This window comes from Streptomyces sp. NPDC014676, from assembly GCF_043084105.1.
Classification (GTDB): domain Bacteria; phylum Actinomycetota; class Actinomycetes; order Streptomycetales; family Streptomycetaceae; genus Streptomyces.
Genome location: NZ_JBIBZI010000015.1, coordinates 158,793 through 172,989 on the forward strand (window position 1 = coordinate 158,793; position 14,197 = coordinate 172,989).

Here is a 14,197-nt window from a genome sequence, read left to right on the forward strand (position 1 = left end):
ATCAGTCGTCCGTCGGCCGGAGCGTCTCCCGCGCCTTCGGCAGGATGTTCCTGATGTAGTCCTCGACGGCCGTGTCGAGCCCGATGTCGTGCTGCGCCCGCTCGGACAGGTACCAGCGGTGCTCAAGGAGTTCGTGGTAGATCTCCGCGGCGTCCACCGGGCCGCGCAGCTCCGGCGGCACGGACCGCACGGTGGGCCGGAAGACCTCGCGCACCCAGCGGTGGGCGAGGACCTCCGGGCGGGCGCCGAGGGGGTCGCCCGGCGCGTAGTCGTCCTGGGTGGCCATCCAGCTCTCCAGGTCGTTCAGCAGCCGCCTGGCCTGGTTCTCCTCGGCGTCCAGACCGGTCAGGCGCAGCAACTGCCGCTGGTGGTGCCCGGCGTCGACGACCTTGGGCACGAAGGTGACGGTGTCGCCGTTGGAGGCGTGCTCGATCTGCATCTCGGCCACGTCGAAACCGAGGTCGTTCAGCCGGCGGATGCGGCGCTCGATGTAGTGGTGCTTGCCCGCCGGGTAGACGGAGGTACGGGTCAGTTCCCGCCACAGGCTCTGGTAGCGGGCGCAGATCTCGGTGCCGAACTCGATCGGGTCGACGGAGGGGTGCAGCGCCCCGGAGGCCTCCAGGTCGAGCAGCTCGCCGCTGATGTTGACCCGCGCGAGATCGAGGTCGTACTCCCGCTGCCCGACGCTCAGTTCCGGGTGCAGGTCCCCGGTCTCGGCGTCCACGAGGTAGGCGGCGTAGGCGCCCGCGTCGCGCCGGAACAGCGTGTTGGACAGCGAGCAGTCGCCCCACGCGAACCCGGCGAGGTGCAGCCGCACCAGGAGCACGGCGAGCGCGTCCATCAGCCGGTGCATGGTCGCCGGGCGCAGCGTCGTCTCGAACATCGACCGGTACGGCATCGAGCCGCCGAGGTGACGGGTGATCAGGACGCTCTCCAGCGGCTCGCCGGCGGTGTCGGTGCGGCCGGTGACCACGGCCAGCGGGTCCACCGCCGGGATGCCGATCCGGTCCAGGTCGCGCAGCAGCTCGTACTCGCGCAGCGCCGGCCGCCGGGCGAGCTCCTTGACCGCGATCACCTCGTCGCCGGCGCGCGCGTAGCGCACCACGTGCCGGGAGATGCCGCGCGGCAGCGGCACCAGGTACTCCTCGGGCCACTCCTCCAGCGGCAGGTGCCACGGCAGTTCCAACAGGAGCGCGGGGTGCTCCGGGTTGGTGGCGTTGATCTGCAGTGCCATGGCGGGGGTGTCCTCGTCTCGTGGGCGATCGTCGTCTCACCCTATTGCGCGCGCTCCCGGGCCAGCCGGGCGGCGTCCCGTACGGGCCCCTCGTGCAGCGGGCCGTGTCCGGGCAGCAGCAGGTCGCCGTCCAGCCCGGCCAGGACGTCCAGCGAGGTCACGGCGGTGGCGCGCTCGTGGTGGAACATGTCCGTCAGCATCTGCGGTCCCCGGGTCCGTGAGGTGGGGTGGCCGCTCACCAGGGCGTCGCCCGACACCACCACCCCGGTGTGCGGGAAGTGGAACGCGCAGTGCCCGGCGGTGTGGCCGGGCGTGTGCACGGGCACGGGCCGGCCGGGCAGGTCGAGCGGGCCCGGACCGGCCCCCGGGAACGGCTCGGGCGCGGTGACCGCCACGTCCGCCGTCCCGCCGGAGCGCAGGGCGTGCGCCGCCCACGGCAGCACACCCGGCCGCCAGCCGTTGCGCAGTACCTGCCCGACGGTCACCTGGTGCAGGAAGTCCCGCCGGGCGTGGGGGACTTCGGCCTTGTGGGTGTAGACGGGAGTGCCGTACGCGGCGCTCAGGTACTCGGCGGAGCCCAGGTGGTCGCTGTGGGCGTGCGTGATCAGTACGGCCGTCACCGCCTCCGGTGAGCTCCCCACCTCCCCGAGGGAGGCGAGCAGCCCCTCGCGGTCGCCGGGGTATCCGGTGTCGATCAGGGTGACAGCGTCCCCCTCGGTCAGGATCACCCAGTTGGTGTTCGTGCCGTGCACCAGGAAGGTGCCGTCCGCGACGTGCCGCACGGTTGCTCGCATGTTCGTCCCGAGTCCCAGTCGTTGTGGTTGTTCCCGTCCTTCCCGCCGGACGGGAGAAGGAAAGCAGATCACGGTACGGGCGCGGGGGGCGGGCGCGGCCATGATGGCGCCGGCCGTCGGGACTCCGGTGTGATCCCGCCGCTCCCGGGTCTTTCGATACACCGGTGTATCGGATACGTTCCCGTATCGGACGAAGGGGTGGCCATGACGGTGGGCGGTACGCGGAGGCGCGTCACCAGGCGCCGGCTGCGCACGCGCGCGAACCTGCTCGAAGCAGCGTTCTCCGTCTTCGCCGCCAAGGGCTTCGGGCGCGTCTCGATCGAGGAGGTCTGCGAGGCCGCCGGCTACACCAGGGGCGCCTTCTACTCCAACTTCACCGGCCTGGACGAACTGTTCTTCGCCCTCTACACGGAGCGCGCCGAACTGATCGCCGAGCAGGTGGCCGGGGCCCTCGCCCAGGACGGACCCGGCCTCGACGTGCCCGCCGCCGTGGACCGCGTCACCGAGGTCCTGCTCCTCGACCGCGACTGGCTGCTGGTGAAGACCGACTTCCTGGTGCACGCCGCCCGCGACCCGGAGGTGGCGCGCGCCCTGCTGGAGCACCGGGCGCGGCTGCGGCGGGCGATCGCGGACCGGCTCGCCCGGGCCCGCGGCCGCACCGGACCGCCCGCCGTGCTCGGTGACGCCGAGGGCGCCGCGCACGCCGTGGTCGCCGCCTACGACGGCGTCACCACTCAACTGCTGCTGGACCGGGACGTCGAGGGCGCCCGGGCCTGGCTGAGACAACTGCTGACCGCGCTGCTCACCGGATAACAGTCGCCACAGGAAGGGACGGTCGCCATGGATGCCGACGTCATCGTCGTCGGAGCGGGACTCGCGGGCCTCGTCGCGGCCCACGAGCTGACCGGCAGGGGCCGCAGGGTCGCCCTGGTCGACCAGGAGAACGCCGCCAACCTCGGCGGGCAGGCCTTCTGGTCCTTCGGCGGGCTGTTCCTCGTCGGATCGCCCGAGCAGCGGCGCCTGGGCGTCAAGGACTCCTTCGACCTCGCCTGGAACGACTGGCGGGGCAGCGCGGGCTTCGACCGGCTCGACGACGAGGACTCCTGGGCGGTGCGCTGGGCGAGGGCCTACGTCGAGTGGGCGGCGGGGGAGAAGCGGTCCTGGCTGGACGGCCACGGCATCACCTTCCTGCCCACCGTCGGCTGGGCCGAGCGCGGCGACCTCCGCGCGGACGGCCACGGCAACACCGTGCCCCGCTTCCACATCGCCTGGGGCACCGGGACCGGCGTCGTCGCGCCCTTCGTGCGGTACGCCCGCGAGGCCTCGCGCGACGGACTGCTCACCTTCCACCACCGCCACCGGGTCGACGAACTCGTCGTCGAGGGCGGCACCGTGCGCGGGGTGCGCGGCACCCTGCTCGCGGAGGACAACGCCCCGCGCGGTGTCGCCTCCAGCCGCGAGACGGCCGGCGAGTTCGAACTCACCGCCCAGGCCGTGATCGTCACCAGCGGCGGCATCGGCGCCGACCACGACCTCGTCCGCCGGTACTGGCCCGAGCGGCTGGGCACCCCGCCCCGGGAGATGGTCACCGGGGTCCCGGCCTACGTCGACGGCCGGATGCTCGACATCAGCGCCCGCGCGGGCGTGCGCCTGGTCAACCGGGACCGCATGTGGCACTACACCGAGGGCCTGCGCAACTGGGACCCCATCTGGCCCGGACACGGCATCCGCATCCTGCCCGGACCGTCCTCGATGTGGTTCGACGCCCTCGGCCGCCGGCTGCCCGACCCCTGTCTGCCCGGCTACGACACCCTCGGCACGCTGAGGCACCTGCGCACCACCGAGGACATCGCCCGGCACGACCACTCCTGGTTCGTCCTCACCCAGAGGATCATCGAGAAGGAGTTCGCCCTGTCGGGCTCCGAGCAGAACCCCGACATCACCGCCAAGGACCGGGCCGGCTTCCTGCGCACCCGCGTACTGGGCAAGGGCGCCCCCGGCCCGGTGGACGCGTTCCTGCGCAAGGGCGCCGACTTCGTGACCGCCCCCACCGTCGAACAGCTCGTCGAGAGGATGAACGCCCTCACCGGTGAACCGCTGCTCGACGCGGCCCTCCTGCGCCGCCAGATCGAGGCCCGCGACCTGCAGATGGCCAACGCCTACAGCAAGGACGCCCAGGTGCAGGGCATCCGCAACGCCCGCCGCTACATCGGCGACCGCCTCGGCCGCGTCGCCGCCCCGCACCGCATCCTCGACCCCGCGGCCGGCCCGCTGATCGGCGTCAAGCTGAGCATCCTCACCCGCAAGACCCTCGGCGGCATCCAGACCGACCTCGACTCCCGCGCGCTGGGCGCCGACGGCCGGCCGGTCGAGGGCCTGTACGCGGCCGGCGAGGTGGCGGGCTTCGGCGGCGGCGGTGTCCACGGCTACAACGCCCTGGAGGGCACCTTCCTCGGCGGCTGCCTCTTCTCGGGCCGGGCGGCGGGGCGCGCGGCGGCGGCGCAGACCGCCTAGTCCTGCAGCAGCCGGGCCAGTACCTCCGCGTGACCCGTTTCCGGGCTCCTGGACGCGGTCAGCAGGGTCACCGGGCCCTTCCCGGCGAGCTCACGGACGTGGTCCAGGAGTCCGGCGGCCTCCGGAGCGGCGAGTTCCGCCTCGTAGCGCCGACGGAACTCCTCGTACGGCCGGTCGGCCGCGTGGTACCAGCGGCGCAGCTCCGTGGACGGGGTCAGGCCCTTGGGCCACTCGTCCACCCGCGCCGCGTCCTTCGCCAGACCGCGCGGCCACAGCCGGTCGACCAGGATCCGGACCCCGTCGTCCGGCTCGGGCGGTTCGTGGACACGGCGCACGCGCACACTCATGGCGGCCCCTTCCCGCGGTGTCCCCGCGAGCGTACTGCGGCTCGCGGGGACGGGCACGGCGGGCGCCTCAGGAACCCCCGGCGGCCCGCCGTGCGGAGATGCGGCGCTTCAGGGCGCGGCGTTCCGTCTCGCTCGTACCGCCCCACACCCCGATGGACTGCCCCGTGTCCAGCGCCCATTCCAGGCACGGCTCCCGCACGGGGCAGCGCCGGCACACGGCCTTGGCCTGTTCCGTCTGCATCAGGGCGGGGCCGGTGGTGCCGATCGGGAAGAAGAGGTCGGGGTCCTCGGTCCTGCAGGCCGCACGGCTGCGCCAGTTGTCCATCGAGAGTCACCTGCGATCGGTAGGAAGCGGACAGCCACCCTTTTGGGTGTCTTGCTCCTTTCGGGTGACCTGTCGACGGGCGGTGAAACAACGTGACGCCGTGCGAGCGGTCACTGTTCGCGCAGCCCCCAGGGCGATCCGTACGCGGTCAGCAGGTCCAGGAACGGCCTTGCCGGGAACGCCTCCGGACCGAGCACACCGGTGCCCGACCAGGTGCCGCCGGCGAGCAGTTCGAGGGCGACGACGGGATTGACGGCGGTCTGCCACACCACGGCCTGGCAGCCGTACTCGGCCATGGACCACTGGTTGTCGACCACGTGGTACAGGTACACCTCGCGCGGCGCCCCGTCCTTCACGCCCCGCACCCAGGTGCCGGCGCAGGTCTTGCCGTGCATCCGCCCTCCGAGCGTCGCCGGGTCGGGCAGACAGGCGACCACCACGTCCCTGGGGGAGACCCGCACCGGACCGTCCGGGCCGGGCACGGTCACCGGTTCGGTGCGGTCCAGGCCCAGCAGGCGCAGCGTCCTGAGCGTGTCGATGAACTCGCGGCCCAGGCCGTACTTGAACGTCACCCGTCGCGCGTCCACCCAGCGCGGGACGAGCAGCACCTCCTCGTGCTCGACGTTCACGCATTCCACCGGGCCGATGCCCTCGGGGAAGTCGAACACCTCCGGCTCGCTGAACGGCTCGGTGGTGAACCAGCCGCGGCCCTCCTCGTAGACCACGGGCGGGTTGAGGCACTCCTCGATGGTGGTCCAGATGCTGAAGGACGGCGCGAAGTCGTAGCCGTCCACCGTGAGGTTCGCGCCGTCGCGGACGCCGATCTCCTCGATCCCGTCGAAGAGTTCGTCGGCGGCGTACCGGGCGAAGACGTCCGAAAGCCCCGGTTCGACGCCCATCCCGACCAGGGCGAGCGCACCGGCCTCCTCCCACTCCCCGGACCGCGCGAACTGCTCGTCGCCGAGCTTCACCCCGCACTCCTCATAAGGCCGTTCGGCGTGCGGCCGGGACAACGACATCGCCATGTCGACATAGGTGGCACCGGCGCGGCGCGCGGCCCGGAACAGCGGCATCACGAACCGGGGGTCGGTGGCGTTGAGCAGGACGTCGCAGTCGTGCCGTCCGAGCAGCGCCACCACCCCGTCCTCGTCACCGGCGTCCACGCGCTCGGCACGGAACCGGGCCCCCTCCGCGCCGAGCGCGGCGACCGCCGCCTCGGCCCGGGACGGGTCGTAGTCGGCCACCACCATCCGGTCGAAGAACGGCCGCCGGGCCGCGATCCGGGTGACGGCGGTACCCACGCCGCCGGCTCCCACCAGCAGTACGCGCATGACGGAGCACTCCCTCTCTGCCTCGTGGATCCCCATGGATCCGGGATGTGTGCGGGGCCCCTGGCCGGAGATACAACGCCCCGCGACGGCATAAGGTCAATGGCGTTGGCATAAGAGCGCGAGGAGACGGCGATGCCCAAACGCGTGGTTCCCGAGGAGCACCGGCGGCGCCGCAGGCCGACGCGGAGCGGCCGGGTCCTGTCCGAGACGCTGATCGTCGAGACGGCGCTGCGCCTGCTGCGCGAGCACGGCAGCACGGGCCTGACCGCCCGCCGCCTCGGCCTCGCCCTGGACTGCGACCCGAGCACCCTCTACCGCTACTTCCGCGGCATGGACGAGCTGACCCTCGCCATCGGGGACGCGCTGATCGGCCAGGCGCTGCACGGCTGGCGGCCCACGGGACAGTGGCGGGCCGACCTGCGGGCCGTCGGGCTGCGCATCCACGCCGCCTACGTGTCGCACCCGCAGGCCGCCGTCCTCACGGCGAGCCGGGTCTCCGGCCGGGCGAACGAACTGGCGGCCGACGAGGCGGTCCTCGACGTGCTGCGCACCGCGGGCTTCCCGCTGCCGGAGACGGTCCGCGTCTACCACGCCTTCATCGACACCACGCTGGCCTTCGCCGCCCTCGACGCCGCGTCCCTGGCCCTGCCCGACGCCGCACTCCACGCCGACGAGGAGATGTGGCGCTCCACCTACGCCCGCCTCCCCGCCGCCACCCACCCCCGCATCGCCGAGGCCGCGCCGCTGCTGGCCACCCGCATGGTCACCAGCGCCTACCCGACGGCGCTGGACATGCTCTTGGAGAGCGCCGGGAACAGTCTGGCGGGGGCCTGACCAGGGGGTGCCCCCATGCGTCCGGCCGAGGGAAACGGAGGCACGGGGGGCCGACGCGCCGGACAGGCCCTCAGCGGCGCAGCGCTTCCGCCGCCGCCTCCGTCACCGCGGCCGCCACCGCCGCCAGGGCGGGGGAGTCCAGCTTCCACTGCTGCCAGTACAGGGAGACGTCGGCCTCCCGGCCCGGGGCGAACACCGTGAGGCGGCCGGCCCGGAGCAGGGGGTCCGCCTGCGCCTCGGGCACCATACCCCAGCCCAGGCCCGCGGCGACCGCCTCGGCGAACCCCTCCGAGGCCGGTACGTAGTGGCGCAACGCGCTCGCCTCGGCGCGTCCGCGGGTGAGCCGGCGCACGAAACCGTCCTGGAAGTCGTCCTTCCGGTCGAACACCACCACCGGCGCCACGGGCAGCACCTCCCGCAGCGGTCCCGCGAGATGCCGCACGGCGAACTCCGGGTGCGCCACCGGGAGATAGCGCATCCGCCCCAGATGCCGCACGGAACAGCCCGGCACCGCGTCCGGCGACGAGGTCACCGCGGCCATCACCGTCCCCTCCCGCAGCAGCGCCGCCGTGTGGGCCTCGTCCTCCCGGCGCAGTTCGAAGCGGAGCCGCGAGTCGGCCGGCAGGCGGGTGAGGGCCCCGAGGAACCAGGTCGCCAGCGAGTCCGCGTTCACCGCCACCGGCACCCGGGTCGGCTCCCCGGCCCCGCTCAGCCCCAGCTCGGCGTACGCGTCCCGCTCCAGCCGGACCGTCTGGCGGGCGAGTCTGACCAGCACCTCGCCCGACTCGGTCGGCCGCACCGGCTTGGTACGCAGCAGCAGCACCCGCCCCGTGCGCTGCTCCAGCGCCTTCACCCGCTGGCTCACCGCCGAGGGCGTGACGTGCAGCGCGGCGGCCGCCGCGTCGAACGTCCCCTCGTCCACCACGGCGAGCAGGGTCCTCACCTGGTCCAGCGGAAGATCCGTCATCACGACAGCTAATGCTACGTAAGAATCATTAGCTGTACTGCGGAACCGGCACGCCCGTAGCGTCCTCGGCATGACCAGCGCCCTCACCACCGCCGCCGCCGGATTCGGCACCGGCCTCTCCCTCATCGTCGCCATCGGTGCCCAGAACGCCTTCGTCCTGCGCCAGGGCGTCCGCCGCGACGCCGTCCTCGCCGTCGTCGGCATCTGCGCCCTGTCCGACGCGGCGCTCATCGCCCTCGGCGTCGGCGGGGTCGGCGCGGTGGTCGTGGCCTGGCCCGGCGCGCTGACGGCGGTCGGCTGGATCGGCGGCGCGTTCCTGCTCTGCTACGGCGCCCTGGCCGCCCGCCGGGTGTTCCGTCCGGCCGCCACCGGACTGGAGACGGCGGGCGAGGCGGCGGGCTCGCGGCGCCGGGCCGTGCTCACCTGCCTCGCCATGACCTGGCTCAACCCGCACGTCTACCTCGACACGGTGTTCCTGCTGGGCTCGGTCGCCGCCGACCACGGCCCGCTGCGCTGGACCTTCGGCCTGGGCGCCGTACTGGCCAGCGTCTGCTGGTTCGCGGCGCTCGGCTTCGGCGCCCGCCTGCTGAGCCGCTTCCTGGCCCGCCCCACCGCCTGGCGGGTCCTGGACGGGCTGGTCGCCGCCACCATGATCGTCCTCGGCCTGACGCTCATCGCGGGAGCCTGACACCGGGGCCCACGCCGCCGACGGGCGAGGGTCCGGCCTACAGCGCCCCGCCGCGCCGGTGCATCGTGTACTGCTCCATCAGCTTGCCGCGTGTCGTCTCCAGCCGGTGGGCGAGCACCTCGGCGACGCTGCGCACCAGGGCCATCCCCAGCGGCGGGTCCTCCTCGCAGAGCCGGAGCACGGCCGCCGCGTCGAACTCGTAGGCGCGCACCTGGCTGAAGGCCACGGCGCCGAAATCCCACTGGTGGGGCGGGAACAGCCAGGACCAGCCCAGCAGGTCACCCGCGCCGAGACCGGCGACGGTCACCCGGTGCAGGTCGTTCACCCGCTGGTCCAGCGAGACCGCGCCGGAGCGGATCACCCAGAACCGGTCGGCGGTGCCGCCCGCCTCGAAGATGCGGGTGTCCTCGGGGAAGGACACCTCCCGCGCCAGTGCCATCAGGCGCTCGCGCTGCGGCGGGGGAAGGGCGGTCAGGAGTTTGATCGCTTTGGTCATGGCGCGGGGCTCCTCGCCGGGCAATCGGTTCCGGTGCTTTCCCTACGTTCATTTCAGCCGCTGCGGCCGTTCGGGGCACCTCGTGCGGACACGAGAAGTCCGGTTCCCGCCGCCGGCCCTGGTCCGGGCATGAAAAAGCCCTGGCTGGACGGGGGAAGCCAGCCAGGGCCGTAAGCAGTGGTGTCCGGAGGACGGGGGGTCGACTCCGCCACCACGTATGAATGAACGATAAACCATCTCGGTGGCGTCCGGGTGATCGGGTCACGTGACCTGTTTCACTGGTCCCGGGCGGCGCGCTCGTCCACCACCCGGACCGTGTCCAGACCGGGGTCCGACGGGTCCGGCAGGTGCATGCCCGCGTCCAGCCCCGTCCGCAGATAGCGGAGCACGGGCTCGGTGAGCCGTTCGCCCGGCAGGACGGCCGGGATACCGGGCGGATACGGCGTGACCATCTCGGCCGCGATCCGTCCGGCGGCCCGGGCCACCGGCACGTCCTCGGCCGGGCCGAAGAACGCGTCCCGCGGCAGCAGCGCCTGCTCCATCCGCAGGTCGCCCGGCGACGGCACGTCCACCCCCGGCGCCCGGGGCAGGTTCCGCGCCGCCCGGCCCAGGTCCCGCAGCGCCGACAGCAGCTCCCCGGTCGTCTCCCGGTCGTCGCCGTGGGTGATCTGCATCCCGATGCGGCGGTGGTCCACCAGGTGCGCGTCGATACCGCGGTGCTCGCGCAGCCAGTCCGCCGCCCGGTATCCCGTGATGCCGAGACCGTCGAGATCGATCACCCCGGGCAGCGGGTCGAAGTCGTCCGCCAGCCCCGGGCCGCAGAAGTCGTCCCGGCCTTCGACGTGCATGCCGTCGATCTCCTCGATCGCGGCCCGGACCCCGTCGGCGAGCGCCAGCGCCGACCCCATCAGCTCCTTGCCGCGCAGCGCCATCTGCCGCCGCCAGCCGTCGAGACCCGCGAGGATCAGCACCGACGGGCTGGTGGTCCCCAGCAGATCGGCGCGCATGCCCAGCAGCGCCGGAGGCACCAGGTCGCCCCGCAGGTGGAACACCGAGCCCTGCTCCAGACCGCTGCCCATCTTGTGGATGCTGGTCACGCAGATGTCGGCGCCCGCGTCCATCGCCCAGGACGGCAGATCGGGGTGGAAGGGCAGGTGCGCGCCCCATGCCTCGTCCACGATCAGGGGGCGCGAACGCCGGTGGCACACCTCGGCGATGTCCCGCAGCGACGCACTGGCGCCGTACGGCGTCGGGCTGGTCACCAGCGCGCCGCGCGCGTCCGGGTGGGCGTCGAAGGCCCGCTCGAAGTCGTCGGCCGACGGCGGGTGCGCGAGGTGCCGCTCGGCGTCCCACCGCGGCTCCACCCACACCGGCTCGATCCCGGACAGGATCAGCCCGGACACCACCGACTTGTGGGCGTCCCGCCCGATCAGCAGCTTCTCGTGCGGTCCCGCGACCGACAGCATCGCCGCCTTGACCGACAGGGAGCTGCCGCACGTGCTGAGGAAGGTGTGGTCGGCGTGGACCGCGTCGGCCATCAGCTCCTGGGCCCGCTGCAGCACCCGGCCCCGGACGAGCCGGTCGTCCAGGCCGCCCGACGCCAGGACATCGCTCAGGAACACCGCGTCCCCGAGCACCTCGCGCACCGCGGGATCCGCCCCGCGGGCCTGCTTGTGCCCCGGTGGTGTGAAGCCCAGCCTCCCCTTGCGGTGGTACTCCTCCAGCGCTTCCAGAACCGGTGCCCGGCTGTGATCGACCGTCATGGGCTCCCGGGTGCCCGGCAGCGGCCCGCCCCAATCCGCACGGAAATCCGCACGGAAACGTGTACGGCCCCGACGGTCAGCCCTGTGCCCCGCGCTTGCCCGGCGTCAGGATCTCGTCCAGCACCCGCAGGACGACCCCGTAGGCCACCTGGCGCACCTCGGCGTCGCGCGCCGCGCCGGGATCACCGGTGCCCGCCCGCCCGAGCTCGTCGCCCCGAGCCCGCCAGGCCCGCTCCTCCTGGGCCGCGCAGGCCCGTGCCCGCTGGATGCGCCGCATCAGTTCGTCCGAGTCCACCACATCGGTCATACCGTCCGCGTACCCCCGTACGCCGATCGGACGACAGGTATGACGCCGGGTGTTCGACGAACGTCCGGGAGGTTTGCCGCTACCGGGACAGGTGAGCCGAAAAGGGAGGTCCGAGGCATTCTCCGCCTCCTTCGTCACCGATCAGGGAGCCGCATGATGTGTGAGGAGTACACGACCCAGCCCCTCGACCCGCCCGGCGAGCACCGGGTCGGATCCCCTCCCCCCTGCCGTCCGGCCGAGGTCCGCGAGGCCGTCACCCGGGCGGTGTCCGAACGCTGCCGGGCCACCCGGACCCCCTGCGACTCCGAGGCACTGGCGGACGTCCTGCTCGTCGCCTCCGAACTCACCACCAACGCCATGCTGCACGGCGGCGGGATCACCGACTTCCAGGTCGACGTGAGCGGTCCCGGAGTGCGTCTGTCGGTGAGCGACCGCAGCGACGAGCTGCCCGTCGTCGTGCCGTCGGCCGACCGGCAGGGACGCCGCCGTCCGGGCGGCCACGGCTGGCCCATCGTGTGCCGGCTGTCCCGTGACATCCGGGTGTCCGACCTGCCCGCCGGAGGCAAGTGCATCACCGCCGTGGTCCCCCTGCCCTGACCAGCCGGAACGGACACCGGCAGATCGCGTGAAGAAGCGGAGTTTGTTCCACCGGCGAGGGGGCAATCGGAGGTTCGTGCTTCGGACCGGAGGCGCGCCAGCGGGAGTGGTACGGCTGCTGTGGACCCTCCGGGCGTCCCGGTGACCGCCCTCCCGCGGTAGATCCCTGAAACCACCGTTCGGGAGCGAACCGCATGCTCATTGACACGACCGCCCATCGTTCCGGCCCCTCCGACACGACGACCGCCGCCCCCCGCCGGCGGCACGACGACGCCCCCGACACCGCCGCCCTCTTCGCCCGGCTGGCCTCCCTGGAGGACGGCCCCGAGCGGGACGCCGTCCGGGACGAGCTCGTCACCGCGTGGCTGCCCATGGCCCACCGCATCGCCGGCCGCTTCCGCGACCGCGGCGAGGCCGTCGAGGACCTGCGCCAGGTGGCCGCCCTGGGCCTGGTGAAGGCCATCGACCGCTTCGACCCGAGCCGCGGGGCCTTCGAGAGCTACGCCGTCCCCACCATCACCGGCGAGGTCAAGCGGCACTTCCGCGACCGGATGTGGGCCCTGCGCGTGCCCCGCCGGGTGCAGGAACTGCGCAACAAGGTGCGGGTGGCCCGGCGCGAACTCACCCAGAACCCCGGCAGCCCCGAGCCGTCCGTGGCGGCGATCGCCGCCCACACCGGGCTGACCGAGGACGAGGTCAGCGCCGGCATGGAGGCCCTGGAGAGCTTCAGCACCCTCTCCCTGGATGCGGAACTGTCCTCCGACGACGACGGCTACAGCCTCGCCGACACCCTCGGCGCCGCGGACGCCTCCTACGACATCGTCGTCGACCGCGAGTCCGCCAAGGAGGGCCTGCGCAGGCTGCCGGAGCGCGAACGCGCCATCCTCTACATGCGGTTCTTCGAGGACATGACCCAGAGCCGGATCGCCGACCGGCTGGGCATCTCCCAGATGCACGTCTCCCGCCTCATCAGCCGCAGCTGCGCCCGGGTGCGCGCCGACGTGATGGGACAGCGCACCGGCCGCCGCGGCACCGGCGGACACTCGGCGACGGCGTGAGCGACGCCCGCCCCCACCAGGAAAAGAGACACATGCTGAAGCCCCACCCCACCGTGCTGCGCCGGCTCGTCGAGGAGTACGAGACCCTGACGGCGGCCGGAGGCGGACCGGCCGGCCCGGACCCGCGGACCGGCGACCTGGCGTACACCCTGTGCGTGACGACCGGCACCCGCGACGTACGCCACGCGCTCGCCACCGCGCGCGGCTGGCTGGCGACGGCCGGGCAGGACGCGCCCAGGGTCGGCACCCCGGCCGCCGTATGACCCGCGGCGTGCGGGGAACCCGAAGCGGATGAGCGAATCCGAGATTCCCCCGGAAGGCAGGCCCGTGGACGTCTATCTCGACCTCCTGCGGGTCAGGATGGACACCGAGGACTACCGGCTTCTGCTCCACGTGGTGGAGCCGGTCCTCCAGGCGATCGAGGAACACCGGCTGTCCGGCATGGACCTCGCGCTGGACGGCGGGGACGAGGAACTCCCCCAGGAGGTGCGCGACGAGGCCGCCCTCGTCATCGCCACCGCCGTCACCGGCCGCCTGGACAACGAGGTGGTCGAGCTGGAGGTCGACGAGACCGGACCGGTCCGGGTGGTCACCGACGCGGCGACCGCCGCCGACCCCTCCCGCCTGGACGAGATCGCCGACTACATCAGGGACCGCCACCGCCAGAACGAGGAGCTACGAGGCATAGCCGAGGCCAGCGGCCTCCCGACCGACTTCTGACCCCCGCCCGCGCGTACGGCCCCGGCACCGACCGGGGCCGTACGCATGGGCGGGGCCCGGCCGGCCCGCGACGGCGCCCGGGCACCGGGCGAGGGCGAAAGCGTGGCGCCACGGGCGCGCTGTCCCGGCCGGGCGTACGGCAGGGGCGCGTGGGCCGGGTCCGGTGAGCCGGGGGCGGCGGCCTGCCGGGCGGTCGGTGACGGTCCTGGTGGCGGTGTGCGG

The 14,197-nt window shown here is 73.3% G+C and carries 17 protein-coding genes; 8 read left to right on the top strand and 9 right to left on the bottom strand.

The window, feature by feature from the left end:
- Nucleotide 1 precedes the first annotated feature (1 nt).
- Nucleotides 2–1,234, bottom strand: coding sequence for a DUF4032 domain-containing protein (locus tag ACF1DX_RS32210; RefSeq protein WP_391794681.1), 1,233 nt, complete (start codon nucleotides 1,232–1,234; stop codon nucleotides 2–4).
- 41 nt (nucleotides 1,235–1,275) lie between these two features.
- On the bottom strand, nucleotides 1,276–2,028 hold the full coding sequence (locus tag ACF1DX_RS32215) for an MBL fold metallo-hydrolase (RefSeq protein WP_391794682.1): 753 nt from the start codon (nucleotides 2,026–2,028) through the stop codon (nucleotides 1,276–1,278).
- Between the two features lie 204 nt (nucleotides 2,029–2,232).
- Here ACF1DX_RS32215 and ACF1DX_RS32220 point away from each other — a divergent pair, with 204 nt between their 5' ends.
- Nucleotides 2,233–2,841, top strand: a complete 609-nt coding sequence (locus tag ACF1DX_RS32220; protein WP_391794683.1) for a TetR/AcrR family transcriptional regulator — start codon at nucleotides 2,233–2,235, stop codon at nucleotides 2,839–2,841.
- 27 nt (nucleotides 2,842–2,868) lie between these two features.
- A complete protein-coding gene (locus ACF1DX_RS32225; protein WP_391794684.1) occupies nucleotides 2,869–4,542 on the top strand; it encodes an FAD-binding dehydrogenase in 1,674 nt (557 codons plus the stop codon).
- On the opposite strand, the gene ACF1DX_RS32230 is transcribed toward ACF1DX_RS32225, so the two are convergent.
- The 3 genes from ACF1DX_RS32230 to ACF1DX_RS32240 form a co-directional block, all read right to left on the bottom strand.
- Nucleotides 4,539–4,889: a DUF488 domain-containing protein gene (locus ACF1DX_RS32230; protein ID WP_391794685.1), complete on the bottom strand. Its 351-nt coding sequence runs from the start codon at nucleotides 4,887–4,889 to the stop codon at nucleotides 4,539–4,541. The two genes, ACF1DX_RS32225 and ACF1DX_RS32230, sit on opposite strands and share 4 nt — an antisense overlap.
- 67 nt (nucleotides 4,890–4,956) lie before the next feature.
- Nucleotides 4,957–5,214: a WhiB family transcriptional regulator gene (locus ACF1DX_RS32235; protein ID WP_391794686.1), complete on the bottom strand. Its 258-nt coding sequence runs from the start codon at nucleotides 5,212–5,214 to the stop codon at nucleotides 4,957–4,959.
- A 110-nt stretch (nucleotides 5,215–5,324) separates the two neighbouring features.
- Nucleotides 5,325–6,545, bottom strand: coding sequence for a saccharopine dehydrogenase family protein (locus ACF1DX_RS32240; RefSeq protein WP_391794687.1), 1,221 nt, complete (start codon nucleotides 6,543–6,545; stop codon nucleotides 5,325–5,327).
- Between the two features lie 132 nt (nucleotides 6,546–6,677).
- Between ACF1DX_RS32240 and ACF1DX_RS32245 the strand changes: the two genes are divergently transcribed.
- Entirely contained in the window at nucleotides 6,678–7,379 is a 702-nt protein-coding gene (locus tag ACF1DX_RS32245; protein WP_391794688.1) for a TetR/AcrR family transcriptional regulator, read from the top strand.
- 70 nt (nucleotides 7,380–7,449) lie between these two features.
- On the opposite strand, the gene ACF1DX_RS32250 is transcribed toward ACF1DX_RS32245, so the two are convergent.
- Nucleotides 7,450–8,346: a LysR family transcriptional regulator ArgP gene (locus tag ACF1DX_RS32250; protein ID WP_391794721.1), complete on the bottom strand. Its 897-nt coding sequence runs from the start codon at nucleotides 8,344–8,346 to the stop codon at nucleotides 7,450–7,452.
- 70 nt (nucleotides 8,347–8,416) lie between these two features.
- On the opposite strand from ACF1DX_RS32250, the gene ACF1DX_RS32255 reads away from it, so the two are divergent.
- Complete coding sequence (locus ACF1DX_RS32255; RefSeq protein ID WP_391794689.1) at nucleotides 8,417–9,034, top strand: LysE/ArgO family amino acid transporter; 618 nt, start codon at nucleotides 8,417–8,419, stop codon at nucleotides 9,032–9,034.
- 37 nt (nucleotides 9,035–9,071) lie between these two features.
- Here ACF1DX_RS32255 and ACF1DX_RS32260 read toward each other — a convergent pair whose 3' ends face one another.
- From ACF1DX_RS32260 to ACF1DX_RS32270, 3 genes are all read right to left on the bottom strand, one after another.
- Complete coding sequence (locus ACF1DX_RS32260; RefSeq protein ID WP_391794690.1) at nucleotides 9,072–9,530, bottom strand: cyclic nucleotide-binding domain-containing protein; 459 nt, start codon at nucleotides 9,528–9,530, stop codon at nucleotides 9,072–9,074.
- A 275-nt stretch (nucleotides 9,531–9,805) separates the two neighbouring features.
- Nucleotides 9,806–11,293 carry an aminotransferase class I/II-fold pyridoxal phosphate-dependent enzyme gene (locus ACF1DX_RS32265; RefSeq protein ID WP_391794691.1) on the bottom strand — a complete coding sequence of 496 codons (1,488 nt, stop codon included), beginning with the start codon at nucleotides 11,291–11,293 and terminating at the stop codon, nucleotides 9,806–9,808.
- 76 nt (nucleotides 11,294–11,369) lie between these two features.
- Nucleotides 11,370–11,600, bottom strand: a complete 231-nt coding sequence (locus tag ACF1DX_RS32270) for a hypothetical protein (RefSeq protein ID WP_391794693.1) — start codon at nucleotides 11,598–11,600, stop codon at nucleotides 11,370–11,372.
- Nucleotides 11,601–11,756: 156 nt separating this feature from the next.
- Between ACF1DX_RS32270 and ACF1DX_RS32275 the strand changes: the two genes are divergently transcribed.
- The 4 genes from ACF1DX_RS32275 (at nucleotide 11,757) to ACF1DX_RS32290 (ending at nucleotide 13,975) form a co-directional block, all read left to right on the top strand.
- Complete coding sequence (locus tag ACF1DX_RS32275; RefSeq protein WP_391794722.1) at nucleotides 11,757–12,197, top strand: ATP-binding protein; 441 nt, start codon at nucleotides 11,757–11,759, stop codon at nucleotides 12,195–12,197.
- Between the two features lie 194 nt (nucleotides 12,198–12,391).
- The gene (locus tag ACF1DX_RS32280; protein WP_391794694.1) at nucleotides 12,392–13,255 is read left to right on the top strand and encodes a SigB/SigF/SigG family RNA polymerase sigma factor; all 864 of its coding nucleotides are present in this window, start codon (nucleotides 12,392–12,394) and stop codon (nucleotides 13,253–13,255) included.
- 32 nt (nucleotides 13,256–13,287) lie between these two features.
- Nucleotides 13,288–13,518 (top strand): DUF5133 domain-containing protein, encoded by a 231-nt coding sequence (locus ACF1DX_RS32285; protein WP_391794695.1) that lies wholly within the window; start codon nucleotides 13,288–13,290, stop codon nucleotides 13,516–13,518.
- Between the two features lie 28 nt (nucleotides 13,519–13,546).
- Nucleotides 13,547–13,975, top strand: a complete 429-nt coding sequence (locus ACF1DX_RS32290) for a hypothetical protein (RefSeq protein WP_073935966.1) — start codon at nucleotides 13,547–13,549, stop codon at nucleotides 13,973–13,975.
- Nucleotides 13,976–14,197 lie beyond the last annotated feature (222 nt).